Origin of the sequence: Pseudomonas sp. MF6776 (genome assembly GCF_016613125.1) — a bacterium.
GTDB lineage: Bacteria > Pseudomonadota > Gammaproteobacteria > Pseudomonadales > Pseudomonadaceae > Aquipseudomonas > Aquipseudomonas iridis.
In genome coordinates this window covers 79,608-100,567 of the sequence record NZ_JAENSQ010000017.1, presented here as the reverse complement: position 1 = coordinate 100,567, position 20,960 = coordinate 79,608, and the positions used below count along the sequence as shown (strand labels likewise).

The following is a 20,960-nucleotide window of genomic DNA, read 5'->3' as shown; positions in this document are numbered from 1 at the left end:
TGTGGTGCTACGCAAGACACCACAGACGATTTTGAAATCCTTTTACTCAGACGCCGTTTCGGCGCCTTTGTCGGCCAGTTCCATCCAGTCCGCCAATACAGTGTAGGCCTCTTCCAGGCCCATGCGTTTCGGCGCCGAGAACAGCTGGATAGTCACCAGATCACCCCAACCCTTACGAATTTCCGCCTGAACCTTGAGCAGCGTGTTCTTCGCTGCGCCGTAGGTCAGCTTGTCCGCTTTGGTCAGCAGAATGTGCATCGGCATGCCGGCCGCAACCGCCCAGTCGAGCATCAGCAGGTCGAAGTCGGTCATTGGATGACGGATGTCCATCATCAGAATCAAACCCTTCAAACTCTCGCGGCCACCCAGGTAAGCCTCAAGGTGACGCTGCCAGTGCATCTTCAGCGGGATAGGTACTTTTGCATAACCGTAGCCCGGCAGGTCGACCAGACGACGATCTTCGTCTAGCTTGAAGAAGTTCAACAGCTGTGTGCGACCCGGAGTTTTCGAGGTACGCGCCAGGCTGGCGTGAGTCAGGGTGTTCAGGGCGCTGGATTTGCCGGCGTTTGAACGACCGGCAAATGCCACTTCAAAGCCTTCGTCGTCGGGGCACTGATCGACTTTGGCAGCACTGAGCATGAACGTGGACTGTTGGCACAGGCCGAGGATGGGATTTTTGAGCTGCATGGGATTTCCGATGTGGGCGGCGCCGGGAATGGGCGCGGAACGCGGTGTCGCTTCCGTTTCAGTGACGCCAGTATATAATGCCGCAGATTTTGTGTGTGCTTTGTCCCAGCGAAGGACGAAGTTTACGAGAGCGACAGACCTTGATTGCGCATTAGAACGCAAAACGCTCTCAACCCTGAAAAGGTCGTTTAAATGGCTGCTGGCTGCCGGAGTCTTGATGCCGCTTTGCAGCGCACAGGCTACACAGGATCCGGAAGCCGTGTACAACCGTGTTTGTAGTGCCTGTCATTCCGGCCAACTACCCATGGCGCCCGAAAGAGGCGATCAGGCAGCTTGGACGCCGAGGTTGGCGAAAGGTATGGAGACGCTGGTGCAACACGTGACCCAGGGTTTCAAGGCGATGCCGCCGCGTGGTTTGTGCATGGACTGCAGTGCCGAGGATTACCAAGCCATCATCCTTTGGATGAGCGAGTAAGCCCGGTCCATAACTCTTAACCCTTAGCCGTAGTTGGATTAGCTGATGAACAAATTGATCGTGAGTCTGCTGTTGACCGTGGGAATAACTGGCTTCGCCCATGCTGCAGGTGATGCCGCAGCAGGTCAGGCGAAAGTCGCTGTATGCGGAGCCTGCCATGGCCCGGACGGGAACAGCATGGCGCCAAACTTTCCAAAACTGGCCGGTCAAGGTGAACGCTACCTGACCAAGCAGCTACACGACATCAAGTCGGGCAAGCGCGTAGTTCTGGAAATGACTGGTCTGCTGACCAACCTCAGCGATCAGGATCTGGCCGACATGGCTGCCTACTTCGCCAGCCAGAAAGGCAGCGTCGGCGCCGCCGATCCCAAGCTTGTGGCGCGCGGTGAAGCCCTGTTCCGTGGTGGCAACCTGACCAAGGGCCTGCCAGCCTGCACCGGTTGCCACTCGCCCAATGGCAGCGGCAACGCTGCTGCCGGCTTCCCGCACCTGGGTGGTCAACACGCTTCATACATCGCCAAACAGCTGACCGATTTCCGCAAGGAAGAAGGCGGCCGTACCAACGATGGTGACACGATGACCATGCAGACCATTGCCAAGCGCCTGAGTGATGAAGACATCGCCGCGGTCTCCAGCTACATTCAGGGCCTGCACTAAGAGCCCTGGCTGCAACGGACATCTCGCGCAACGTTAACGCTCGATTAATCCGTCGCAGCAAGTATAAAAAGGGTGGCTTTGGCCGCCCTTTTTTGTGGCCGCTGCCGTTACACTACAGAACTCATGCCCGCCAAGGCCTGTCTGAAAACAGGTCGCGCGAGGCGACCCAATTTGTCCAGGAGTAAAGCATGCGTAATCTGATCATCAGCGCCGCCCTCGTCGCTGCCAGCCTGTTCGGCGTGACTGCCCAGGCCGCTGAAGCCCCTGCCGCCCCTTATGTAGAGCTGAGCAATCCGGTGCCGGTTGCCGTGCCTGGCAAGATCGAAGTGGTAGAGCTGTTCTGGTACGGCTGCCCGCATTGCTACTCCTTTGAGCCAGTGATCAATCCGTGGGTTGAAAAACTGCCATCCGACGTCAACTTCGTGCGTATTCCAGCCATGTTCGGCGGCCCATGGGACGCTCACGGCCAGATGTTCCTGACGCTGGAAGCTATGGGTGTTGAACACAAGGTTCACAGCGCTGTGTTTGAAGCGATCCAGAAGCAGCACAAGAAGCTGATCGACAAGAACGACATGGCTGACTTCCTCGCCACTCAAGGCGTGGACAAGGACAAGTTCCTCGCCACTTTCGACTCTTTCGCCATCAAGGGTCAGATCGTAAAGGCTCGCGAACTGGCCAAGAAGTATGAAATCACCGGCGTGCCAACCATGATCGTCAACGGCAAATATCGCTTCGACATCGGCTCCGCCGGTGGTGCCGAGCAAGCGCTGAAACTGGCTGACCAACTGGTTGCCAAAGAGCGAGCCACCAACAAGGCTGCTGCCAACTAAGCGCGGCAACCGCCATGCGCCGCTGGAAGACCGAACGCATCGTTGGCTTGCATGATCCGCAAGTCAACGAGCATCACCTGGCGTCCACGGGCCTGCCAGCGGATCATCGTCTGCGCTTGCTCAGTTTCAACATTCAGGTCGGTATCAGCACCGAGCGTTACCGGCATTACCTGACCCGCAGCTGGCAGCACCTGCTGCCGCACACCGGGCGCTCAGGCAATCTGCAGAAGATCGGCGACCTGCTCGGCGACTTCGACCTGGTCGCATTGCAGGAGGCCGATGGCGGCAGCCTGCGCTCGGGCTACATCAATCAAGTCGAACACCTGGCCCATCTCGGCGCCTTCCCCTACTGGTATCAACAACTCAATCGCAACCTCGGTCGACTGGCCCAGCACAGCAATGGCGTGCTCAGTCGCCTCAAGCCGTGGGCGATCGAGGATCATCCGCTGCCCGGCCCAAAAGGTCGCGGCGCGATCCTGCTGCGCTTCGGCGAAGGCCCGGAAGCGCTGGTGGTGGTGATGATGCATTTGGCCCTTGGCGCGCGAACGCGCAGCCTGCAACTGGCCTATATTCGTGATTTGATCGGTGGCTACAAACATCAGATATTGATGGGCGACATGAACACCCATGCCAGCGATCTGCTACAACAGTCGCCCTTACGCGATCTCGGCCTGCTGGCCCCGCAGGTGGAAGCGACATTCCCCAGCTGGCGTCCTCAGCGCTGCCTTGATCATATTTTGCTCAGCCCGACCCTGACCCTGGAAAAGGTCGAAGTGCTGGCACAACCGATTTCCGATCACCTGCCGGTCGCGGTAGAGATTCGTCTGCCGGGTTCGCTCACGGCCGATGCATTGCCCGCGTTGAGTCCTGCCCCTCGCGGAACCCCTGAATGAGCGACGAAGCCCAGCGCTGGAAAGAGAAATACCTCAAAAGCATCGAACAACAGGACAAACTCGAACGTCGCTGGGCCGCAAGGCTCGACCTGCTGCGCCGAGGCCTGGTGCGCAGCACGCTGGCCGCTGAGGGCACCGACCGCGTCGTTGATCAATGCATGAAAGAAATGCGCGACGTGGTGCGCTCCGACAACATGGACGCCGGCCTCGCCGCTCTGTTGCCGCGCCTGGAAAAAGCCGTGCTCGATTCCGAGCAGCGTCGCGAAACCCGGATCGATCAGGTCAGCACTGCACTGAACGCGCTGGTGACTCAGCTGCAAGCGTTGCCGCTGCCACGGGAAGTCGCCCAGCCCCTGAAGAAATTTGCCAAACAACTGGATGGCCGTGTCGGTCAGGCCAGGGAACTGCCGCTGCTGCTGGGTGAACTCAGCGGCCTGCAGGGCAAGGCGTTGAGTCAGGTGGAGACACCCGCCGAACCTGGCCGGCCAGGGTTGCTGCAAAGGCTTTTCGGCAGCCGAGACAGCGAGGAGGCGCCGGAACCGACAGCGCAAGCTCAAGTTGCGCCGACGGCACAACCGGCAGTTGCACCTGCACCTGCAGACGAACCCGCCCCAGAGCCTGTCGCAGTCACTGAGCCCCCGGTGGCCGCTGCCGTTACCCAGGACGCCGCGCCAACCGCGATTTCCGAGACACCTGCGCTTGCGCCTCAGCGGGAACCGCAAATAACGACCTTCGTGCCGCCAACGGTGGCCAGCGAAGTGATCAAAGCTGCACATGAAGCAGACGCAGTCGAATCCGAGCCCGAAACCGCGCCAACACCTGCTCCGACGCCAGTTGTTTTACCTGTCGCCTTCAACCCCGACGAATTGATCCACCCCGGCGATCCAGAGCCGCTGTTCCTCGACACCCTGCCCCTGCCGCCGCCCATCGCTCAAGCACTGGCGGCGATTGATCCGGAGCAATCCGAGCACGACATCCTCTTCGCCCTGCCGGATTCCCCGGAGCCGTCCTACAGCTCCGTGGCCAAACACATCGAAGACACGCTGATCGGCCTGCTCGACGACCTGACCCTGCCCGAACGACATCGCCCACAAGCCGAAGCCATGCGCGAGCGGCTCAAGCATGGCTTGAACTGGTACGAACTGATCCCGATCCTCGACGATCTGGCGACGTTGATGCTGGCGATTACCGACAGCGGTCAGCACGAATTCGAAGCGTATCTGCAGCAACTCAACGAACGCCTCGAAGCGTTCCAGAGCAATTTGCAAGCCGCCAGCGAAGGCCATGCCGACAACAGTTCGGCGGCGCGGGCGATGGACACTCAGATCCGGGAGCAAGTCGACGGCTTGCAGACCAGTGTCCAGGAGGCTGCCGACCTGGATGACCTCAAGCAGGTGCTGGAAAATCATCTCGAAGGCTTGCTCGGCACCATGGATCAACACCAGAAGCAGCGCGATGCCCGGGAACAGGAAGTCGCGACGCGCCTCAAAGGCCTCTCCGAGCGCGTGGCGCACATGGAGCAAGAAGCCCAGGGCTTTCGCGAACACCTTGAAGAGCAACGCCAGAAAGCCCTTATCGATCCGCTCACCAGCCTGCCCAACCGCGCGGCCTGGAGCGAACGTCTCGAGCATGAGATCAAGCAATGGCAGCAGCACGGCAACACACTGAGCCTGGCAATGCTCGACCTTGATCATTTCAAGCGAATCAACGACAACTACGGCCACCTGGCCGGTGACAAAGTCCTGAAGATCATTGCCACGGTGTTGCGCAAACGCCTGCGCGGTTCCGATTTCATCGCACGTTTCGGCGGCGAAGAGTTCGTTCTGCTGATGCCGGCCACCCCGCCAGCGGTCGGTGCAAAAATGTTGGAAACCCTGCGCGCAGCGATCGAAGCGTGCCCGTTCCATTTCAAGGGTGAACGGGTGACGATCACGATTTCCATGGGGCTGGCATCGTTCAAGCCAGGAGAACACAGCGATCTGGTGCTTAAAAGAGCCGATCAGGCGCTATACCGGGCTAAAAATGGCGGGCGCAATCGAGTTGAGCTGGGCTGAGAAATTGTTCCATTTTGTTTAAATCCGCTCGCTGACCGTCTGGACCCAAGGCAGTACGTTACACTGTTGCATTACTGTCTTGCGTAATTGCCCTCTGCCATGAAATTTTTTGCCCTCCTCGCGTCGCTACTCGTTCTGGCCGGTTGTGCCAGCGGTCCGCGTTATGACACCAGCCATCCTTCCGCCAACTACGACAGCCGTATCCAGTTCGTGGTCGTGCATTACACCTCGGCTTCCCTCGAGCGTTCGCTTCAGTTGCTGACCCACGGTGAAGTCAGCAGCCACTACCTGATCGGTGACGACCAGCGCGCCACTGTCTACAAGCTGATGGACGAAAACCAGCGCGCCTGGCACGCCGGTGAGAGCCAATGGCAGGGCCGCACCTGGCTCAACTCCAGCTCCATCGGTATCGAAATCGTCAACCCTGGTTTCACAGACACCCCAACCGGGCGCCTGTGGTATCCCTACAGCGAAGCGCAGATTCAAGCGCTGATCGTCCTGCTCAAAGACATCAGCAAGCGCAACGGCATCAGCCCGCAGCACATCATCGGTCATAGCGACATCGCGCCCCTGCGCAAGCTTGATCCAGGGCCACTGTTCCCGTGGAAGCGTCTCGCCGCCGAAGGTTTGGGCGTGTGGCCGAACGAACAGGCCGTAGCGCGCCAGCAAGCGTTGTTCACCAGCGGCGAGCTGCCAGGCATCAGCTGGTTTCAGGCGCAGTTGGCCCATCTGGGCTATGAGACGCCGCAAACTGGCGAGCTGGACGTCGCGACGCGCCACGTCCTCGCCGCGTTCCAGATGCACTTCCGCCCTTCGCGGTTTGACGGCACCCCGGACGCGCAAACGGCGGCGTTGCTGCTGGTTCTAAATCAGACAAAATAATGACGCCCGCCCGACGGTCAGGGCGAACTTCCAATCAGCAGCTATAACTCATTGGTAATTCTTCGGATATTCCATGATGGTTGCTACCCGAGCGACGCTGCGTAGCTGGTTTTATCGCCCAGGGTTTTTGGCGATGATCGCGGCCGTCCTCAGTGCAGGCCTGTTATTCAGCGGCGCGATGTTCGTGGCGATGCGCCAGGTCGAACAAAGTGAAAGCCAGGTAATGAACGCTCAGGGCGAACGCTTTCTCGCCCGGCTCGAGCAGTTGTTCGGACAACTACGCGAAAGCCTCGACGACCTCGAAGCCCAGCCGTTGCGCAGTTGTGACGACGAGATGATCGCCACGCTGCGGCAAGTCACCTTCAACTATCGCTTCGTCTATGAAGCGGCTTATATGGACGCCTCGCGAGTCTGCTCCAATCGTCCGCGCGAAGAGGGTCTGTCGGTTAACCGCGCGCCGGACATCAAAGGCCCGACCTACAGCTACTGGCTGAACACCACAACCGAACCCGACGAAAACCGCGCAGCATTGATGCTGGGGCGCGGCAATTTTCGGGTGGCTACATCACGCGGGCATTTGACCGACATGGTCGACCTGTCACCCGGCAGCAGCCTGCTGGTGGTGCTGGACCACGGCTCCCGCGCAATTCCGGTGCTCGGCACTGCGCAGACATGGCCACCAGCGGAACCCTGGCCGCCAAAAAGCCGCGACGCCCTGCAAGTCACCCAGAATCGGTTGATCTACCGCATGCCCACCGACAACCCGGAATATCAGTTGGTGCTGATCACGCCGCGCACCGGCATGCAGATCCCCACCATCTGGTGGTGGATAGTCCCGGCCTGCCTGGTGCTGGGCGCTGTCGTGGGGTTCTGCATATTTTTGCTGGTGCGCCAGCGCCAGTCACTGGATGCCGAACTGCACGGCGCCATCCGCCGCGGCGAACTGCAAGTGCTCTATCAACCGATCTTCGACCTCGACAGCCGCAACTGCGTCGGCGCTGAAGCCTTGCTGCGTTGGCGCCGTCCGGACGGCACATTGACCAGCCCGGACCTGTTTATCCCGATGGCGGAAAATACCGGGCAGATTCGCCAGATGACCGACTTTGTCCTTCAGCGCCTACTGGAGCAATTGGGGCCAGTGTTGCGCGCCAATCCGCAGCTGTATATCTCAGTCAACCTTGCCGCATGCGACGTGATGGTGCCGCGCATCGGCCCGGTCATGGCGCGGCTGCTGGCCCTGCACAGAGTGGCAGCCAAGCAGATTGCCTTCGAAGTCACCGAGCGCGGCTTGATTGATGTGGTGGTCGCCCGGGATAACCTGCAAGCGCTGCGCGATCTGGGCCATCAAGTGCTGATCGACGATTTCGGCACCGGCTATTGCAGCCTCGCCTACCTGCAAACCCTGCCGGTGGATTGCCTGAAAATCGACAAGGCGTTCATCGACGCGCTCGGCCATGACGCCGCCAGCAGCGGCGTCGCTCCGCACATCATTCACATGGCGCAGGCCCTGGATCTGAAGGTGATTGCCGAAGGGATCGAGCTGGAATCGCAAGCCGAACTGCTCAGCAGCGAAGGCGTGAAGTTCGGTCAGGGCTGGCTGTTCGCCCATGCCCTGAGTGCAGTGCAGTTCATCGAACTGATCACCCGCGGACGGCGAATTGCAGGGCGCCGGATGGATGACGAAGCCTAAACCGCCAAAGCCATATAAAACTGCGTGCCCTGCCCCGGCCGCGAATAAACGCCCATCCGTCCACCATGCAACTGAACAATCTCCTTGCACAGCGCCAGACCGAGCCCGGCCCCGCCCTTCTTGCGCCCGACCTGAACGAACGGCTCGAAGATCCGTCCTTGCTGGCCGTAGGCAATGCCTTCGCCATTATCTTCGACGCTGATGATCACCCGCTCGCCATGGCGACGTGCCTGCAAACGGATCTGGCCGTCACGGGCGGTATGGCGCAAGGCGTTATCGATAAGGTTGTCGAGCACCCGATCAAGCTGTGCCTGGTCAGCCTGCAAGCGCGGCAATGGTCCTTGTACTTCCACAGTCAAATCGATGCCTTTTTCCGCCGCCAAATCGGCAAAGCGTAACTGCGCCTGCGCCAGCAAATCTTCGATGGAACACGGCGCGAGCGTCAGTTTCTGCAAGCCATTCTGGTAGCGCGAGAAGTTGAGCAAGTCATTGATCAATTGCATCAGGCGCTGCATTTCTTCGTTGACGGTGTCGAGCAGGTCGGCCTCGCGAGATTCCGGCGCAAACTTCGCACGCTCGCGGAACAGCCCGAACGCCATGTGCATGCCGGTGACCGGCGTTCGCAGTTCATGGGACGCGCGCAGCACAAACTCGCTGCGCACCCGCTCGAAGGCTCTTTGCTCGGTGACATCGTGCAACACCATCACCGCGCCAAGAATGTGACCTTGAGTGTGGCTGACCGGAGTCAGGCTATAAGTCAGCAGGCGCGACTCGCCATCGACTTCGATGCTCAAGTCTTCCGGCGCCCGCTCCAGCGTGCCGCCGCGCAACACCAGTTGCAGCTGCTCATCCAGTTCCGGCCGCTCAAGTGCGCTGCCCAAGCCCTGGCCGAGACGGTCGTCGTCCCAGCCCAATTGGCGCTGGGCGACCGGGTTGAGGTGCTCGAGATGGCCTTGGCGGTCGATCATCAACAAGCCGTCGTCGATGCTGTCGAGCACCGCCTGCAAGCGTTGCTGACCGGCCAGTAGCTCATCGACGTTAGTGGCCTGATGCTCGCGCAGCGCCTCAGCCATCAGCCCGAACCGGCGCGAGAGCAAATTCACTTCCATCGCCGAGGAGATCGGCAGCGTCACTTCGAAATTGCCCTGGCCGATGTTATCGGCCGCTTTGGCCAGCGCCTCGATGGGCGCACCAAAGCGCCGGGAAATCCCGTGCGCGGTAATGAACCCGATGATCAACACCGCCAGCCCGACCAACCCGAGCAGGCTCGCAATCAGCAACGCCCGGTCGCGGGCCGCGTGCTGTACCGAATTAATGTTGTCGAGCGCGTGCTTGTGCTCGGCGATCAAGCCATTGCGCAAGGTATTGAAACGCTCACGAAGGTCGCTGTTGCCACTTAGGGCTGAACCCGGGTCACGGGACTGATCAAACACCTGGAGAAACTTCAGGTAATCGGATTTGGCCTGCGAGAACCCGTAATGACGGCCATCACCCTTCTCCTCCTGAGCAATGCCTTCGTCAAGCAACTGGAAATAATGTTGTTTGGACGCTTCGAACGCCTCCGGGTCAGGCTTCTCGGCAAGCATCATGATCAGCTGATCGCCGAGGGTCTGGCGCAGTTTCAGCCCCAGGTCGAGGGTGACAAAGTTGTTGCGGATCAATGTTTCCTGAGTGCCGGCCATTTGCATCACGCTGACCAGCCCGAGCAACAGCCCAAGCAGGGCCACGGTGATGAGCGCGGAAATGCTGAGGAACAACCGGGTCCGCAACTTCATCGCCAGTTTCATCGTCGGGCACTCACAGGTTGTACTGCTTGCGCTTGCGATACAGCGTCGAGGCGTCGATGCCCAGGGTTTTCGCGGCTTGATCCAGAGTGCCGGCGGTGGCGAGTACTGCGCCGATGTGGGCTTTCTCCAACTCATCCAGGCTCAGCGCGGCACCGACGCGTGGCGCATTGTTGGCCGGTTGCTCAGCCATGCCCAGGTGAGTGATCTCCACCCGTTCCTGCGGGCAGATGATGCTCGCCCGCTCGACCACGTTGCGCAGCTCGCGAATGTTGCCTGGCCAACGGTAGCCGAGCAGCGCTTCACGGGCCTCGTCACTGAAACCGCGCGCCGGGCGTGCGTACTCTTTGACGAAGCGCGCGAGGAAGCGATCGGCCAGCGTCAGAATGTCCTCGGCCCGCTCGCGCAGCGGTGGCAGGTGCAAGGTGATGACGTTGAGGCGATACAGCAAGTCTTCACGGAAGCGACCATCGCGCACCATGTCTTCGAGGTTGAGGTTGGTCGCCGCCAGAATCCGCACATCGGCGCGGCGAGTCACCGGGTCACCTACCCGCTCGTATTCCTTGTCCTGAATGAAGCGCAGCAACTTGGGTTGCAACGTCAGGGGAAAATCGCCGATCTCGTCGAGAAACAGTGTGCCGCCGTCTGCCTGGTTGACTCGACCCAGGGTACTTTCGCTGGCGCCGGTAAACGCCCCGCGACTGTGACCGAACAACTCGCTTTCCATCAACTCGGCGGTCAGCGACGGGCAGTTGATGGTCACACAGGATTTCTTCTCGCGTTTGCTCCAGCCGTGAATAGCTCGGGCCAACTCACCTTTACCGGTGCCGGATTCGCCAAGAATAAGAATGTTGGCATCGGTACCCGCCACTTGCCGCGCGGTTTCCAGGACGACTTTCATCGCCGGGCTATGGGAATCGAGGCCGTCCTTGGGCTTGCGGATTTCGCCTTCCAGCGCTTCAAGACGCGCGGAGAGTTGGCGCACTTCCAATTGCTTGGCAGTCGCCAGCCGCAATTGGTCCGGGCTGCACGGTTTGACCAGGTAGTCGGCGGCGCCGGCCTGGATTGCGTCCACGGCCGTGTCGACAGCCGAGTGAGCGGTGACGATCACCACTCGCATCCACGGTGCCTGAATGCGCATCTGCGCCAAAACGTCGAGGCCGTTGTCTTCGCCCAGACGTAAATCAAGGAAGCACAGGTCGAAAACCTGACGTTGCAGCAGTGCCTCGGCCTGAGCCGCGCTGTTGGCGGTGGCCACCGTATAGCCTTCGTCTTCGAGGCAATAGCGGAAAGTTCGCAGGATGGCGGATTCATCATCCACCAGCAGAATGCGGCCTTGTTGCTCAGTGGCAGATTCCATTTTTCCTACGCTCCATAGTGATTGATCTTGAGTTAGTCCCGGAAAAATCGGGCAAGTTGCATGGTTGATTCTGAACGATGCCAGCCATAGGAGGGTAGCCCTCTCCTGCCTTTACGGCTAATCCACTGATTTTGTTGAATTTTTAAACAATCACTGCCTTGCAGGCATTTACCTGCGTACTTTTCTGACATCTGCGCCCTGCTCTCAATTCCATAAGAATGAATTCTCCTACGAAAAAATCGTGCAATGCGCACGACCACAGATGCTGCATCGTGCAGGATGCGTCCCGTGGATTTTCTCAGTGCAATATAAGCTATTGATTTTATTGATTATTTTTTAGATAAAAAACTGGCATGCAGGCTGCAATACCTTGTTCATCCCGGGCAGATCAGAACTGCCCCAACCGAATAAGCGTGAGGAACCCAGGATGACTCGCCAACGTGCCGCCCAAATGCGTATCTCGCCTCTGCATATCCAGCAAGGTCTGTTTGGCGTGCTCGCGCTGTTGATCACCCTGATCGCGTGTCAGCAATACCTGAGCTGGGAAAACAGCCAGAAGCCTGAGCCGCTGATCTCGATCCAGCACAGCACGCAGAAGCACTTCAGTGCCGTCAGCAACACTGCGGCCGAGAGCGCTTCGATGCGCATGATGGACGTCGACCAGGCGCAGCCAATGGATCAGCTGCCGCGTGAAGAGCGCTGGGTCTTTTAATTGAATTAACCGGATTCGGGCGCGATGCGCCGGAACACGCAACATCCCTAAATAGAGAAGTAAGGAGAATCACCATGTTGAGTTGGGCAATCACATTCTTGATCATTGCCATCATCGCTGCGGTACTGGGCTTCGGTGGTATCGCGGGCACCGCCACGGGTATCGCCAAGATTCTCTTCGTCGTGTTCCTGGTGATGTTCGTTGTGTCGTTCTTCATGGGCCGTCGCGGCCGAGGTTGACGATGAGCGTTTCGAAGACACTGGCAGCCGCCCTGCTTCTGGGCGGTAGTGCCATGGCGATGGCGGCCAACGACGGCCAGGCGCGGGTCAACGAACTGTTAAGTTCCGACTCGCAGTACAGGGAAACCTGGCAAGGCGTGGTGAAGAAGGAAGAACGCCTGCCGGACTGGGTGATGAACCTGTCCGGCACTTCCGAACAGCAGATGAATGCCGTGGAAGAAGATGGCGACAAATACCTTGTTGGCCCGCTCTGCGAAAATGCAGACAAGTGCCTCAATCACCGCTTGATCGTTGCGTTCAGCTTCGACAAGGACGATGCCTACGGCATGCTGGTTGATGTGCCTGAAGGTCTGCCGTCCGACAAGTCGCCAACGCGACATGCCACTTACAGGTTCTTCGGCAAGCCTGATCAGGGCATGCAGGATCTGTTGATGGAAACATTGAAAAAAGATCCGAAGTGGTACTGAGTTTGAACATGAGGGCAGCGCCTGCGCTGCCCTCTATTGCGCCCACCCGATGACGGTCGGCGCATGACCAGGGGGCCGGGACGTTCTGACTGCTACAGAGTCGGAGTGACCTACGGGTACAGGGAGTGCCTGCGCAAGGGCCGGGTCAGGGTAAAAGCTGCCGCAAGTTCGTCAATCCAAAGGGGTTCGACGGGCTTGCGCCAAGCTTTCATTCAAGCAAAACGTTGATCCAGAGCGTTCAGCCCCTTCTTTTTATCGCCCACACTGCGCGCGAAAACATTACGCGGTGTTTCCTGGCGACCGTATATCGAGAAAGAGACCTTTTAAACAGTCGGACTTCGGGTCTCGATATGTAGGCTTTTTCCTGAAATTTCCGTCGAAATTCCTCGCTCAAAAAATAATCAATTTACGCTGCGATGGCCGGTTCACGGCACTTATGCCGGCCGAAATGTCACAATCGAACCGGTTGGGACGCCAGTTTCATTTAAAAAAGCTCATGCCGATTCGGCATAGGGTAGGCGTTTACGGCATTAGACGGCGCAACCTTGCATCGGAATAGTTGCGCCTTTTTTCGCCTGCCGAAGAGCCGTCAATACGCGCTTCGGGGCACCTTATACGGAGGCAGATGCACAGACTTTTCCGCTAAAAAGCGTTCCAGTTCCTGCATGTGCCTGAGTCAAACGCAAGTAAGGGTAAAGATAATGAAGAAGGCAAGAATTAGCCTCGCCTGGCAGATCCTCATCGGTCTGGTTCTGGGGATTGCAATCGGCGCGTTGCTCAACCATTTCAGTGCCGAGAAGGCCTGGTGGATCAGCAACGTCCTGCAACCGGCAGGCGATATCTTTATCCGTCTGATCAAGATGATCGTGATCCCGATTGTCATCTCTTCCCTGATCGTCGGCATCGCCGGCGTGGGCGACGCCAAGAAACTCGGGCGTATCGGCCTGAAGACGATCATCTATTTCGAAATCGTTACCACCATCGCCATCGTCGTCGGTCTGGTGCTGGCCAACCTGTTCCATCCGGGTACCGGCATCGACATGAGCACCTTGGGTACGGTGGACATTTCCAAGTACCAGGCGACTGCTGCCGAAGTACAGCATGAACACGCGTTCATCGAGACCATCCTCAACCTGATCCCGTCGAACATCTTTGCGGCCATGGCCCGCGGCGAAATGCTGCCGATCATCTTCTTCTCCGTGCTGTTCGGTCTCGGTCTGTCGAGCCTGCAGTCGGACCTGCGCGAGCCGCTGGTGAAGATGTTCCAGGGCGTCTCGGAAAGCATGTTCAAAGTCACCCACATGATCATGAACTACGCCCCGATCGGCGTATTCGCACTGATCGCGGTGACCGTGGCCAACTTCGGCTTCGCTTCCCTGGTACCGCTGGCCAAACTGGTGATCCTGGTTTACGTCGCCATCGCCTTCTTCGCCTTTGTGGTGCTGGGCCTGATCGCCAAGCTGTTTGGCTTCTCGGTGTTGAAGCTGATGCGCATCTTCAAGGATGAACTGGTACTGGCTTACTCCACCGCCTCCTCGGAAACCGTGCTGCCGCGCGTGATCGAGAAGATGGAAGCCTACGGCGCGCCGAAAGCCATCTGCAGTTTCGTGGTACCGACCGGTTACTCGTTCAACCTCGACGGTTCGACCCTGTACCAGTCCATCGCCGCGATCTTCATTGCCCAGCTGTACGGCATCGACCTGTCGATCAGCCAGCAACTGCTGTTGGTGCTGACCCTGATGGTCACCTCCAAAGGCATCGCCGGCGTACCGGGCGTGTCCTTCGTGGTGCTGCTGGCGACCTTGGGCAGCGTTGGTATTCCGCTCGAAGGCCTGGCGTTCATCGCCGGTGTCGACCGCATCATGGACATGGCCCGTACCGCGCTGAACGTGATCGGCAACGCTCTGGCCGTGCTGGTTATCTCCCGCTGGGAAGGCATGTACGACGACGCCAAGGGCGAGCGCTACTGGAACTCCCTGCCGCACTGGCGCAGCAAGGAAAAACTGCCGGCCGGCGAGATTTCCAAGCAGTAATCCAAGACCCAGTGGGAGCTGGCTTGCCAGCGATGAGGCCAGCACATTCAACATCTTTGTTGACTGACACACCGCCATCGCGGGCAAGCCCGCTCCCACAGGGATCACCGCCAGCCGTTATAAACAAACCCCGGAGAAATCCGGGGTTTGTCGTTTCTGGCGACCCCGTTATCATTCGCCGCATCTTCCGGGGGATTTGACTGATGCTTAATGGCCTGTGGCTTGGCTTCTTCATCGTGGCAGCCGTGTCGGCGCTGGTGCAGTGGCTGGTCGGCGGTAATGCCGGGATTTTTGCGGCGATGGTGGAAAGCATTTTTGCCATGGCCAAGCTCTCGGTCGAGGTCATGGTGCTGCTGTTCGGCACGCTCACCCTGTGGCTGGGTTTCCTGCGCATTGCCGAAAAGGCCGGGATCGTCGACTGGCTGGCCAAGGTGTTGGGGCCGTTGTTTCTGCGGTTGATGCCTGAGGTTCCGCCCGGCCACCCGGCCCTCGGCCTGATCACCCTGAACTTCGCCGCCAACGGTCTGGGTCTGGACAACGCCGCCACGCCGATCGGCCTCAAGGCCATGAAGGCGTTGCAGGAACTCAACCCCAGCGCGACCATCGCCAGCAACGCGCAAATCCTTTTCCTGGTGCTCAACGCTTCCTCCCTGACCCTGCTGCCGGTGACGATCTTCATGTACCGCGCCCAGCAAGGCGCGCCGGATCCGACCCTGGTGTTCCTGCCGATTCTGCTGGCGACCAGTTGCTCGACCATCGTCGGCTTCCTGTCGGTGGCCTTCATGCAGCGTCTGCGGATCTGGGACCCGGTGGTGCTGGCGTATCTGATTCCCGGCGCGCTGATCCTCGGCGCGTTCATGGCACTGCTGGGGACAATGTCGGCCACGGCGCTGGCGGGGCTTTCGTCGATCCTCGGCAATCTCACGTTGTTCGGGCTGATCATGCTGTTTCTGGTGATCGGTGCTTTACGCAAAGTGAAGGTTTACGAGGCGTTCGTTGAAGGCGCGAAGGAAGGCTTCGACGTTGCCAAGAACCTGCTGCCGTATCTGGTCGCAATGCTCTGCGCCGTTGGCGTATTGCGCGCATCCGGGGCGCTGGATTTTGGTCTCGACGGGATTCGCCATTTGGTCGAATGGGCCGGTTGGGACACGCGCTTCGTTGATGCGCTGCCCACAGCGATGGTCAAACCGTTCTCCGGCAGTGCTGCGCGGGCGATGCTGATCGAGACAATGCAGACCTCGGGCGTGGACAGCTTCCCGGCGCTCGTCGCGGCGACGGTGCAGGGCAGTACCGAGACGACGTTCTATGTGCTGGCTGTGTATTTCGGTGCGGTGGGGATTCAGCGCGCAAGGCATGCCGTGGGTTGCGCGCTGTTGGCGGAACTGGCCGGCGTGATCGGCGCCATCACCGTGTGCTACTGGTTCTTCGGCTGATAGAGACCCCTGTGGGCGCTGGCTTGCCAGTGATGAGGGCAGCACATCCAGAACCTCTGGTGACTGACACACCGCCACCGCTCCCACAGGGATTGTGTCGAGCTCAGGGTCTTTGGGGGGCCAGTTTCTGACCTTGGTCCACGGCCCACGCGACGACTTTGGCGGTGAGACGATCACTGGCCTGGCCAAACCCGGCGACCACCGCCGGCACTTGCACATCGCTCAGCGGCTGACGTTCTTCAAACCGGCGACTGGCCAGGATTCGCTGGTCATAGCCGCGCACCAGTAACGCATCGAGGCGCACGACGACGCTGGCCTGGGTGCCCTGATACTCGGTCTGAAACGCCTGCAAATTCCCGCCCAGCTCCAGATCCGCCTGAAAGTTGCTGTCATCGGTGCTCAGCAACGTCACCCGGCCATCGCGCTGAAAACCATCGAGTAGCCGATTGCGCAGCAATACCGGCGCCGGATCGCTCCAGCGCGAAGCCTTGTAGCTGCTGATCACGTCACCCTGCGGGATCACGGCGATGGTCGGCCGGTTCAACACTTCGCTGGCTTGCAACTTGTTCAAGCGCAGCGACCACTGCTGCGTCGCTAGCGAACCGCGCGAGGCGGGCGCCTGTGCTGCCGGCAAGCGGTAGACGTCCAGCGGCTCGGATTCGGGGAAGATCGTGCACGCGCTGATCAGCGTAAGGCCAGTGGCGAGGAGGGCGAGGCGGGTCAGCTTCATGGCGTGAACTCCTTGTTCTTGTCACTGCCCAGCAGGTAACCGCTGGGGTTGGCCTCCAGACGTTGGGAAATGGCCCGCAGCGAAGACAGGGTTTCGCGCAGTTCGCGGATCGCCGGCGCCAGGCCGTTGAGGCCCTGCATGCCGCTGTCGAGGGAGTTCTGGTTCTTGTTCAGCAACGCATTGATGGTGACGCTGCTGTCTTCCAGCGACTTCATTGCCTGCTCGGCGCTGCCCAGCGCCTGTTTGCCCTGATCGTTGAGCAGGCCGTTGGCGTTCCGCATCAACGCCGAGGTCTGTTCGAGCATGCTGCCGGCCTGTTTGCCGACGCTCGCCAGTTGCTGCATGGCCTGGCGAATGTCGCCGCGCTGATCGTTGATGGTGCCGGTGGTCTGTTCGAGATGGGCGAGGGTCCTGCTGACGCGTTCGACGTTATCCTCGGAGAACATCTGATTAGCATTGTGCAGCAGCGCACTGATGCCGCTCATCAAGTCGTTGCTGTCATTGAGCAGCCGCGAGATGGGCGAGGGCGACGCGATGATCACCGGGAGCTTGCCGTCATGCCCCTTGAGGGTCGGGCTCTGCGGCGTGCCGCCGCTGAGCTGGATGATCGACGTGCCAGTGATCCCGGTCAGCGCCAGTTTGGCCTGGGTGTCTTCCTTCACCGGCGTGTCGCCGCCGAGACGGATCCGCGCCAGCACCCGCCGTGGGTCCTGCGGATCGAGGCGCAGGCTGACCACGTCGCCGACCTTGATCCCGCTGTACTGCACCGAACTGCCCTTGGACAGGCCACTGACCGCCTCGTTGAACACCACCTCGTAATCCTTGAACTCGGTGTCGACACTGGATTTGGCCAGGAACAGGCCGAAGAGCAGGGCGCCGGCCACCACCAGCACGGTGCACAGGCCAATCAACACATGATGCGCTCGGGTTTCCATGTCAGACCTCGTTGAGCAGTTTGGCGGCGTCCAGCGCCGAGCGGCCGCGCGGGCCGTGGAAATATTCGTGAATCCACGCGTCATCGGTTTCCGAGACGACGTCGATGGCATCGGCCACCAGCACTTTCTTCTGCGCCAGCACCGCCACGCGGTCGGTGATGGTGTAGAGCGTGTCGAGGTCGTGGGTCACCAGAAACACACTCAGACCCAACGCATCACGCAGGGTCAGGATCAACTGATCGAACGCCGCAGCGCCAATCGGATCGAGGCCGGCGGTGGGTTCGTCGAGAAAAAGAATGTCCGGGTCCAGCGCCAAGGCCCGGGCCAGAGCGGCGCGCTTGATCATGCCGCCGGACAGCGACGCCGGGTATTTGTCTGCCGCCGACAGCGGTAACCCGGCCAGCGCCAGTTTGACGGCGGCCAGATGCTCGGCGTCTTCGCGGCTCAGGCCCGCGTGTTCGATCAGCGGCAGGGCGACGTTTTCGGTCACGGTGAGCGATGAGAACAGCGCACCTTTCTGAAACAGCACGCCAAAGCGTCGTTCGATCAACGAGCGCTCATGCTCCGCCTGGCTCGGCAGATTCTGGCCGAACACTTTGACGATGCCCTCGCTGGGCCGGCGCAGGCCGACAATACTGCGCAGCAGTACCGATTTGCCGCTGCCGGAACCGCCGACCACGGCGAGGATTTCGCCTTTGTACAAATCCAGATCGAGGTTCTCGTGCACGCTCTGCGTACCGAAGCGGTTGCACAGGTTACGGACTTCAATCACCGCCTCCGAGGGCGCACGGGGTAGACGACTCACCAGCCCATCTCCATGAAGAACAGCGCAGCCACCGCGTCGAGCACGATCACCACGAAAATCGACTGCACCACACTCGACGTGGTGTGTGCGCCGACCGATTCGGCGCTGCCACTGACCTTGAAGCCTTCCAGGCAGCCAATTGCCGCAATCAGAAACGCGAAGATCGGCGCCTTCACCAGGCCGACCAGAAAATGCTGAACGCCGATGTCGCTTTGCAGCAGCGAGAGGAACATCGCCGGCGAGATATCCAGCGACACCGCGCAGACCACGGCACCGCCGATGATTCCGCAGATCATCGCCAGAAAGGTCAGCAGCGGCAGCGCCACCAGCAACGCCAGCACGCGCGGCACCACCAGCAGCTCCATCGGATCAAGGCCGAGGGTGCGAATCGCGTCGATTTCCTCGTTGGCCTTCATCGACCCGATTTGCGCGGTGAACGCACTGGCGGTGCGCCCGGCCATCAGGATCGCGGTGAGCAAAACACCGAACTCACGCAGGAAGGCAAAACCCACCAGATCGACGGTGAAAATGCTCGCGCCAAAACTGGCCAGCACCGTCGCGCCGAGAAACGCCACCACAGCCCCCACCAGAAAGGTCAGCAACGCCACGATAGGCGCGGCGTCGAGACCGGTCTGTTCGATGTGCGCGATCATCGGCGTGATACGCCAGCGCTTGGGCCGAAACAGGCCACGAGCGATGGTTTCCAGAATCAGCCCGACGAAGCCGAGCAGTTGCAGGGTGTCTTGCCAGACCGTGTCGACGGCGCGGCCGATGCGCGTCAGCAATTGCACGCTGACGCTGATTTCCGGTTCCTTGATCGGCACGCAGAAATCGGTCAACGACTGATACACGGTCTGCAGCAGCGCGCGGTCGGCGCTGGAGATTGTGCAATCGGGATGTTCGGCGGACTTGCCGAGGCGCTCGGAGCCGAGCAATTCCACCAGCAATGACGCGCCAGCAGTGTCGAGGGCGCCGAGGCCGTTGAGGTCGATGGGCGTGTCGGTGTCGTACTGGCCGCGCAGGGTTTCGCTCAGATGTTTGAGCTCGGTGTAATGGGCAAGCGTCCAGTCTCCGCTGATCCGCAGGCGGGCAGGGGTGTTGGACGTGTCCAATTGGGCGCTGCCTGTCATCGAGCTGCTGGTCATAAGCTCCGTGCTTGTTCGGCTTCTAAGCGAACTAACGTAATAGCACGAACCGGATTACTTTTCTTTGACCGGTGTGCTGTCGGTGATTTCAAAGCGCAGCACACCGATCAGTTGGCCATCCTCGGTCAACACCCGCACTTGCCATTTGCCCGCCGGGTTGCCGGGGAAATTCTGTTTGTGCGTCCACGCCCGGTAGCCTTCCTTGCGCCCGCCGTGGATGTCGAGGGCGATGCGATCGACCTCTTTGCCGTTGAACTGCCAGACGTGATAAATCCGCTCATCAAGCCCGCGCGGTGCATTGATCGCGGTGTAGGCGTAGAGGCCGCCGTTGCGGATCTGCTCGGCGCTGACCTTATCGAGACTGGCGCCAGGGGTGCGATCCTGCATTTGCGTGCTGATTGCCACATCGGTCATCCATAGCGTCGCCGGCGGCACCCACGAACGCAATGCCCAGCCGACGCCACCGATGCCCACGGTGATGCACAGAATCGCCAGCGCGTTGCGCACGGTGCGGATCGGGAAGATCGACGCCAGGCTAGGGAACGACAGCAGCACGGCAATCCCCAGCGCCCATTTGAAACTTTGCGAGGTGGTCAGGTGCATGATCACCGGCAACGCCGTGAGCAGGGCGGCGAACAGGGTCAGAGTGTGCAACGCGAGAAACGCCCAGCGCCGTGGCGCCAGCCATTTGTAATAGAGCGGGTCGACGATGGAGATCAGCGCAGCGACGCTGAGCAGGCCGGTAAAAATCAGTTGGCTGCTGTTCCACGTCGTGGTGATGAAAAAGAACGGCAGGACAAAAAACAGGCTTTCCTGATGGATCATCTGCGTCGCATAACGCAGCAGCGGTTGAGGAATTTCCCGTTTGAACACCCGCGTGAAGAGGCCGGTGAGGGTGTTTTCCAACATCAGCCAGATCCAGCTGAGCAGCATGATCACCGTGATCCAGCTCGCCAGTCCCTGCTGGCGATCGACCAGCATGAAACTGCCGACCCCCGAGATGAAACCACCCAGCGCAATGACCCCGGGGTAGCGCTTCATCAGCTCGATAATGCGCTGGATAAGGAGGGTCAGTCTGGACATTTTGGCGGTTCACAACGATAGGGGAAAAAACCTCGACAGAGTAGCGCCCACCGGGCCACGTGGCGA

20 protein-coding genes are annotated in these 20,960 nt (G+C 60.0%); 12 read left to right on the top strand and 8 right to left on the bottom strand.

The features are described from left to right. Positions 1 to 42: 42 nt before the first annotated feature. The gene (yihA, locus tag JJD74_RS19485) at positions 43 to 687 is read right to left on the bottom strand and encodes a ribosome biogenesis GTP-binding protein YihA/YsxC (protein WP_150595860.1); all 645 of its coding nucleotides are present in this window, start codon (positions 685 to 687) and stop codon (positions 43 to 45) included. 217 nt (positions 688 to 904) lie between these two features. On the opposite strand from yihA, the gene JJD74_RS19480 reads away from it, so the two are divergent. The 7 genes from JJD74_RS19480 (at position 905) to JJD74_RS19450 (ending at position 8,168) form a co-directional block, all read left to right on the top strand. After that, positions 905 to 1,162 (top strand): c-type cytochrome, encoded by a 258-nt coding sequence (locus tag JJD74_RS19480; RefSeq protein WP_042561931.1) that lies wholly within the window; start codon positions 905 to 907, stop codon positions 1,160 to 1,162. Between the two features lie 45 nt (positions 1,163 to 1,207). Further along, positions 1,208 to 1,819 carry a c-type cytochrome gene (locus JJD74_RS19475; RefSeq protein ID WP_042556952.1) on the top strand — a complete coding sequence of 204 codons (612 nt, stop codon included), beginning with the start codon at positions 1,208 to 1,210 and terminating at the stop codon, positions 1,817 to 1,819. Between the two features lie 188 nt (positions 1,820 to 2,007). Then, positions 2,008 to 2,649 carry a thiol:disulfide interchange protein DsbA/DsbL gene (locus JJD74_RS19470; RefSeq protein ID WP_042556951.1) on the top strand — a complete coding sequence of 214 codons (642 nt, stop codon included), beginning with the start codon at positions 2,008 to 2,010 and terminating at the stop codon, positions 2,647 to 2,649. Positions 2,650 to 2,663: 14 nt separating this feature from the next. After that, entirely contained in the window at positions 2,664 to 3,542 is an 879-nt protein-coding gene (locus JJD74_RS19465; RefSeq protein ID WP_115147887.1) for an endonuclease/exonuclease/phosphatase family protein, read from the top strand. Continuing rightward, positions 3,539 to 5,596, top strand: coding sequence for a diguanylate cyclase (locus tag JJD74_RS19460; RefSeq protein ID WP_200616590.1), 2,058 nt, complete (start codon positions 3,539 to 3,541; stop codon positions 5,594 to 5,596). Before JJD74_RS19465 ends, JJD74_RS19460 begins: the two co-directional genes overlap by 4 nt. 99 nt (positions 5,597 to 5,695) lie before the next feature. Then, the gene (locus JJD74_RS19455) at positions 5,696 to 6,478 is read left to right on the top strand and encodes an N-acetylmuramoyl-L-alanine amidase (RefSeq protein ID WP_200616589.1); all 783 of its coding nucleotides are present in this window, start codon (positions 5,696 to 5,698) and stop codon (positions 6,476 to 6,478) included. Between the two features lie 76 nt (positions 6,479 to 6,554). Continuing rightward, entirely contained in the window at positions 6,555 to 8,168 is a 1,614-nt protein-coding gene (locus JJD74_RS19450; RefSeq protein ID WP_395599675.1) for an EAL domain-containing protein, read from the top strand. Here the strand turns inward: JJD74_RS19450 and JJD74_RS19445 are convergent. Both JJD74_RS19445 and algB read right to left on the bottom strand, forming a co-directional pair. Continuing rightward, a complete protein-coding gene (locus JJD74_RS19445; protein ID WP_042556946.1) occupies positions 8,165 to 9,955 on the bottom strand; it encodes a KinB sensor domain-containing domain in 1,791 nt (596 codons plus the stop codon). The two genes, JJD74_RS19450 and JJD74_RS19445, sit on opposite strands and share 4 nt — an antisense overlap. A gap of 10 nt (positions 9,956 to 9,965) precedes the next feature. Then, positions 9,966 to 11,312 (bottom strand): sigma-54-dependent response regulator transcription factor AlgB, encoded by a 1,347-nt coding sequence (algB, locus tag JJD74_RS19440; RefSeq protein WP_042556945.1) that lies wholly within the window; start codon positions 11,310 to 11,312, stop codon positions 9,966 to 9,968. Positions 11,313 to 11,739: 427 nt separating this feature from the next. On the opposite strand from algB, the gene JJD74_RS19435 reads away from it, so the two are divergent. From JJD74_RS19435 to JJD74_RS19415, 5 genes are all read left to right on the top strand, one after another. After that, positions 11,740 to 12,024: a hypothetical protein gene (locus tag JJD74_RS19435; protein ID WP_042556944.1), complete on the top strand. Its 285-nt coding sequence runs from the start codon at positions 11,740 to 11,742 to the stop codon at positions 12,022 to 12,024. Between the two features lie 74 nt (positions 12,025 to 12,098). After that, positions 12,099 to 12,263, top strand: a complete 165-nt coding sequence (locus tag JJD74_RS19430) for a DUF1328 domain-containing protein (protein ID WP_042556943.1) — start codon at positions 12,099 to 12,101, stop codon at positions 12,261 to 12,263. A gap of 2 nt (positions 12,264 to 12,265) precedes the next feature. Further along, a complete protein-coding gene (locus JJD74_RS19425; RefSeq protein ID WP_200616588.1) occupies positions 12,266 to 12,730 on the top strand; it encodes an inhibitor of vertebrate lysozyme family protein in 465 nt (154 codons plus the stop codon). Between the two features lie 701 nt (positions 12,731 to 13,431). Next, positions 13,432 to 14,763 carry a glutamate/aspartate:proton symporter GltP gene (gene gltP, locus JJD74_RS19420; RefSeq protein ID WP_042556941.1) on the top strand — a complete coding sequence of 444 codons (1,332 nt, stop codon included), beginning with the start codon at positions 13,432 to 13,434 and terminating at the stop codon, positions 14,761 to 14,763. A gap of 203 nt (positions 14,764 to 14,966) precedes the next feature. After that, positions 14,967 to 16,196 carry a nucleoside recognition domain-containing protein gene (locus JJD74_RS19415; protein WP_042556940.1) on the top strand — a complete coding sequence of 410 codons (1,230 nt, stop codon included), beginning with the start codon at positions 14,967 to 14,969 and terminating at the stop codon, positions 16,194 to 16,196. Positions 16,197 to 16,299: 103 nt separating this feature from the next. Here JJD74_RS19415 and JJD74_RS19410 read toward each other — a convergent pair whose 3' ends face one another. Genes JJD74_RS19410 through JJD74_RS19390 form a run of 5 tightly spaced genes read right to left on the bottom strand, consistent with a single transcriptional unit; the run spans position 16,300 to position 20,894 of the window. Beyond that, complete coding sequence (locus JJD74_RS19410) at positions 16,300 to 16,926, bottom strand: ABC-type transport auxiliary lipoprotein family protein (protein WP_200616587.1); 627 nt, start codon at positions 16,924 to 16,926, stop codon at positions 16,300 to 16,302. After that, the gene (locus JJD74_RS19405) at positions 16,923 to 17,861 is read right to left on the bottom strand and encodes an MlaD family protein (RefSeq protein WP_047299189.1); all 939 of its coding nucleotides are present in this window, start codon (positions 17,859 to 17,861) and stop codon (positions 16,923 to 16,925) included. Before JJD74_RS19405 ends, JJD74_RS19410 begins: the two co-directional genes overlap by 4 nt. Before the next feature lies 1 nt (position 17,862). Further along, positions 17,863 to 18,666, bottom strand: coding sequence for an ABC transporter ATP-binding protein (locus JJD74_RS19400; RefSeq protein WP_200616586.1), 804 nt, complete (start codon positions 18,664 to 18,666; stop codon positions 17,863 to 17,865). Next, complete coding sequence (locus JJD74_RS19395) at positions 18,663 to 19,811, bottom strand: ABC transporter permease (RefSeq protein ID WP_042556936.1); 1,149 nt, start codon at positions 19,809 to 19,811, stop codon at positions 18,663 to 18,665. Before JJD74_RS19395 ends, JJD74_RS19400 begins: the two co-directional genes overlap by 4 nt. A gap of 54 nt (positions 19,812 to 19,865) precedes the next feature. Next, on the bottom strand, positions 19,866 to 20,894 hold the full coding sequence (locus JJD74_RS19390) for a DUF5924 family protein (protein ID WP_042556935.1): 1,029 nt from the start codon (positions 20,892 to 20,894) through the stop codon (positions 19,866 to 19,868). Between the last annotated feature and the right edge of the window lie 66 nt (positions 20,895 to 20,960).

Excerpts from the sequence above, each read along its gene's own strand:
- yihA (WP_150595860.1), bottom strand. The coding sequence starts at position 687 with ATGCAGCTCAAAAATCCCATCCTCGGCCTGTGCCAACAGTCCACGTTC.
- JJD74_RS19480 (WP_042561931.1), top strand. The coding sequence starts at position 905 with ATGCCGCTTTGCAGCGCACAGGCTACACAGGATCCGGAAGCCGTGTAC.
- JJD74_RS19475 (WP_042556952.1), top strand. The coding sequence starts at position 1,208 with ATGAACAAATTGATCGTGAGTCTGCTGTTGACCGTGGGAATAACTGGC.
- JJD74_RS19470 (WP_042556951.1), top strand. The coding sequence starts at position 2,008 with ATGCGTAATCTGATCATCAGCGCCGCCCTCGTCGCTGCCAGCCTGTTC.
- JJD74_RS19465 (WP_115147887.1), top strand. The coding sequence starts at position 2,664 with ATGCGCCGCTGGAAGACCGAACGCATCGTTGGCTTGCATGATCCGCAA.
- JJD74_RS19460 (WP_200616590.1), top strand. The coding sequence starts at position 3,539 with ATGAGCGACGAAGCCCAGCGCTGGAAAGAGAAATACCTCAAAAGCATC.
- JJD74_RS19455 (WP_200616589.1), top strand. The coding sequence starts at position 5,696 with ATGAAATTTTTTGCCCTCCTCGCGTCGCTACTCGTTCTGGCCGGTTGT.
- JJD74_RS19450 (WP_395599675.1), top strand. The coding sequence starts at position 6,555 with ATGGTTGCTACCCGAGCGACGCTGCGTAGCTGGTTTTATCGCCCAGGG.
- JJD74_RS19445 (WP_042556946.1), bottom strand. The coding sequence starts at position 9,955 with ATGAAACTGGCGATGAAGTTGCGGACCCGGTTGTTCCTCAGCATTTCC.
- algB (WP_042556945.1), bottom strand. The coding sequence starts at position 11,312 with ATGGAATCTGCCACTGAGCAACAAGGCCGCATTCTGCTGGTGGATGAT.
- JJD74_RS19435 (WP_042556944.1), top strand. The coding sequence starts at position 11,740 with ATGACTCGCCAACGTGCCGCCCAAATGCGTATCTCGCCTCTGCATATC.
- JJD74_RS19430 (WP_042556943.1), top strand. The coding sequence starts at position 12,099 with ATGTTGAGTTGGGCAATCACATTCTTGATCATTGCCATCATCGCTGCG.
- JJD74_RS19425 (WP_200616588.1), top strand. The coding sequence starts at position 12,266 with ATGAGCGTTTCGAAGACACTGGCAGCCGCCCTGCTTCTGGGCGGTAGT.
- gltP (WP_042556941.1), top strand. The coding sequence starts at position 13,432 with ATGAAGAAGGCAAGAATTAGCCTCGCCTGGCAGATCCTCATCGGTCTG.
- JJD74_RS19415 (WP_042556940.1), top strand. The coding sequence starts at position 14,967 with ATGCTTAATGGCCTGTGGCTTGGCTTCTTCATCGTGGCAGCCGTGTCG.
- JJD74_RS19410 (WP_200616587.1), bottom strand. The coding sequence starts at position 16,926 with ATGAAGCTGACCCGCCTCGCCCTCCTCGCCACTGGCCTTACGCTGATC.
- JJD74_RS19405 (WP_047299189.1), bottom strand. The coding sequence starts at position 17,861 with ATGGAAACCCGAGCGCATCATGTGTTGATTGGCCTGTGCACCGTGCTG.
- JJD74_RS19395 (WP_042556936.1), bottom strand. The coding sequence starts at position 19,811 with ATGACCAGCAGCTCGATGACAGGCAGCGCCCAATTGGACACGTCCAAC.
- JJD74_RS19390 (WP_042556935.1), bottom strand. The coding sequence starts at position 20,894 with ATGTCCAGACTGACCCTCCTTATCCAGCGCATTATCGAGCTGATGAAG.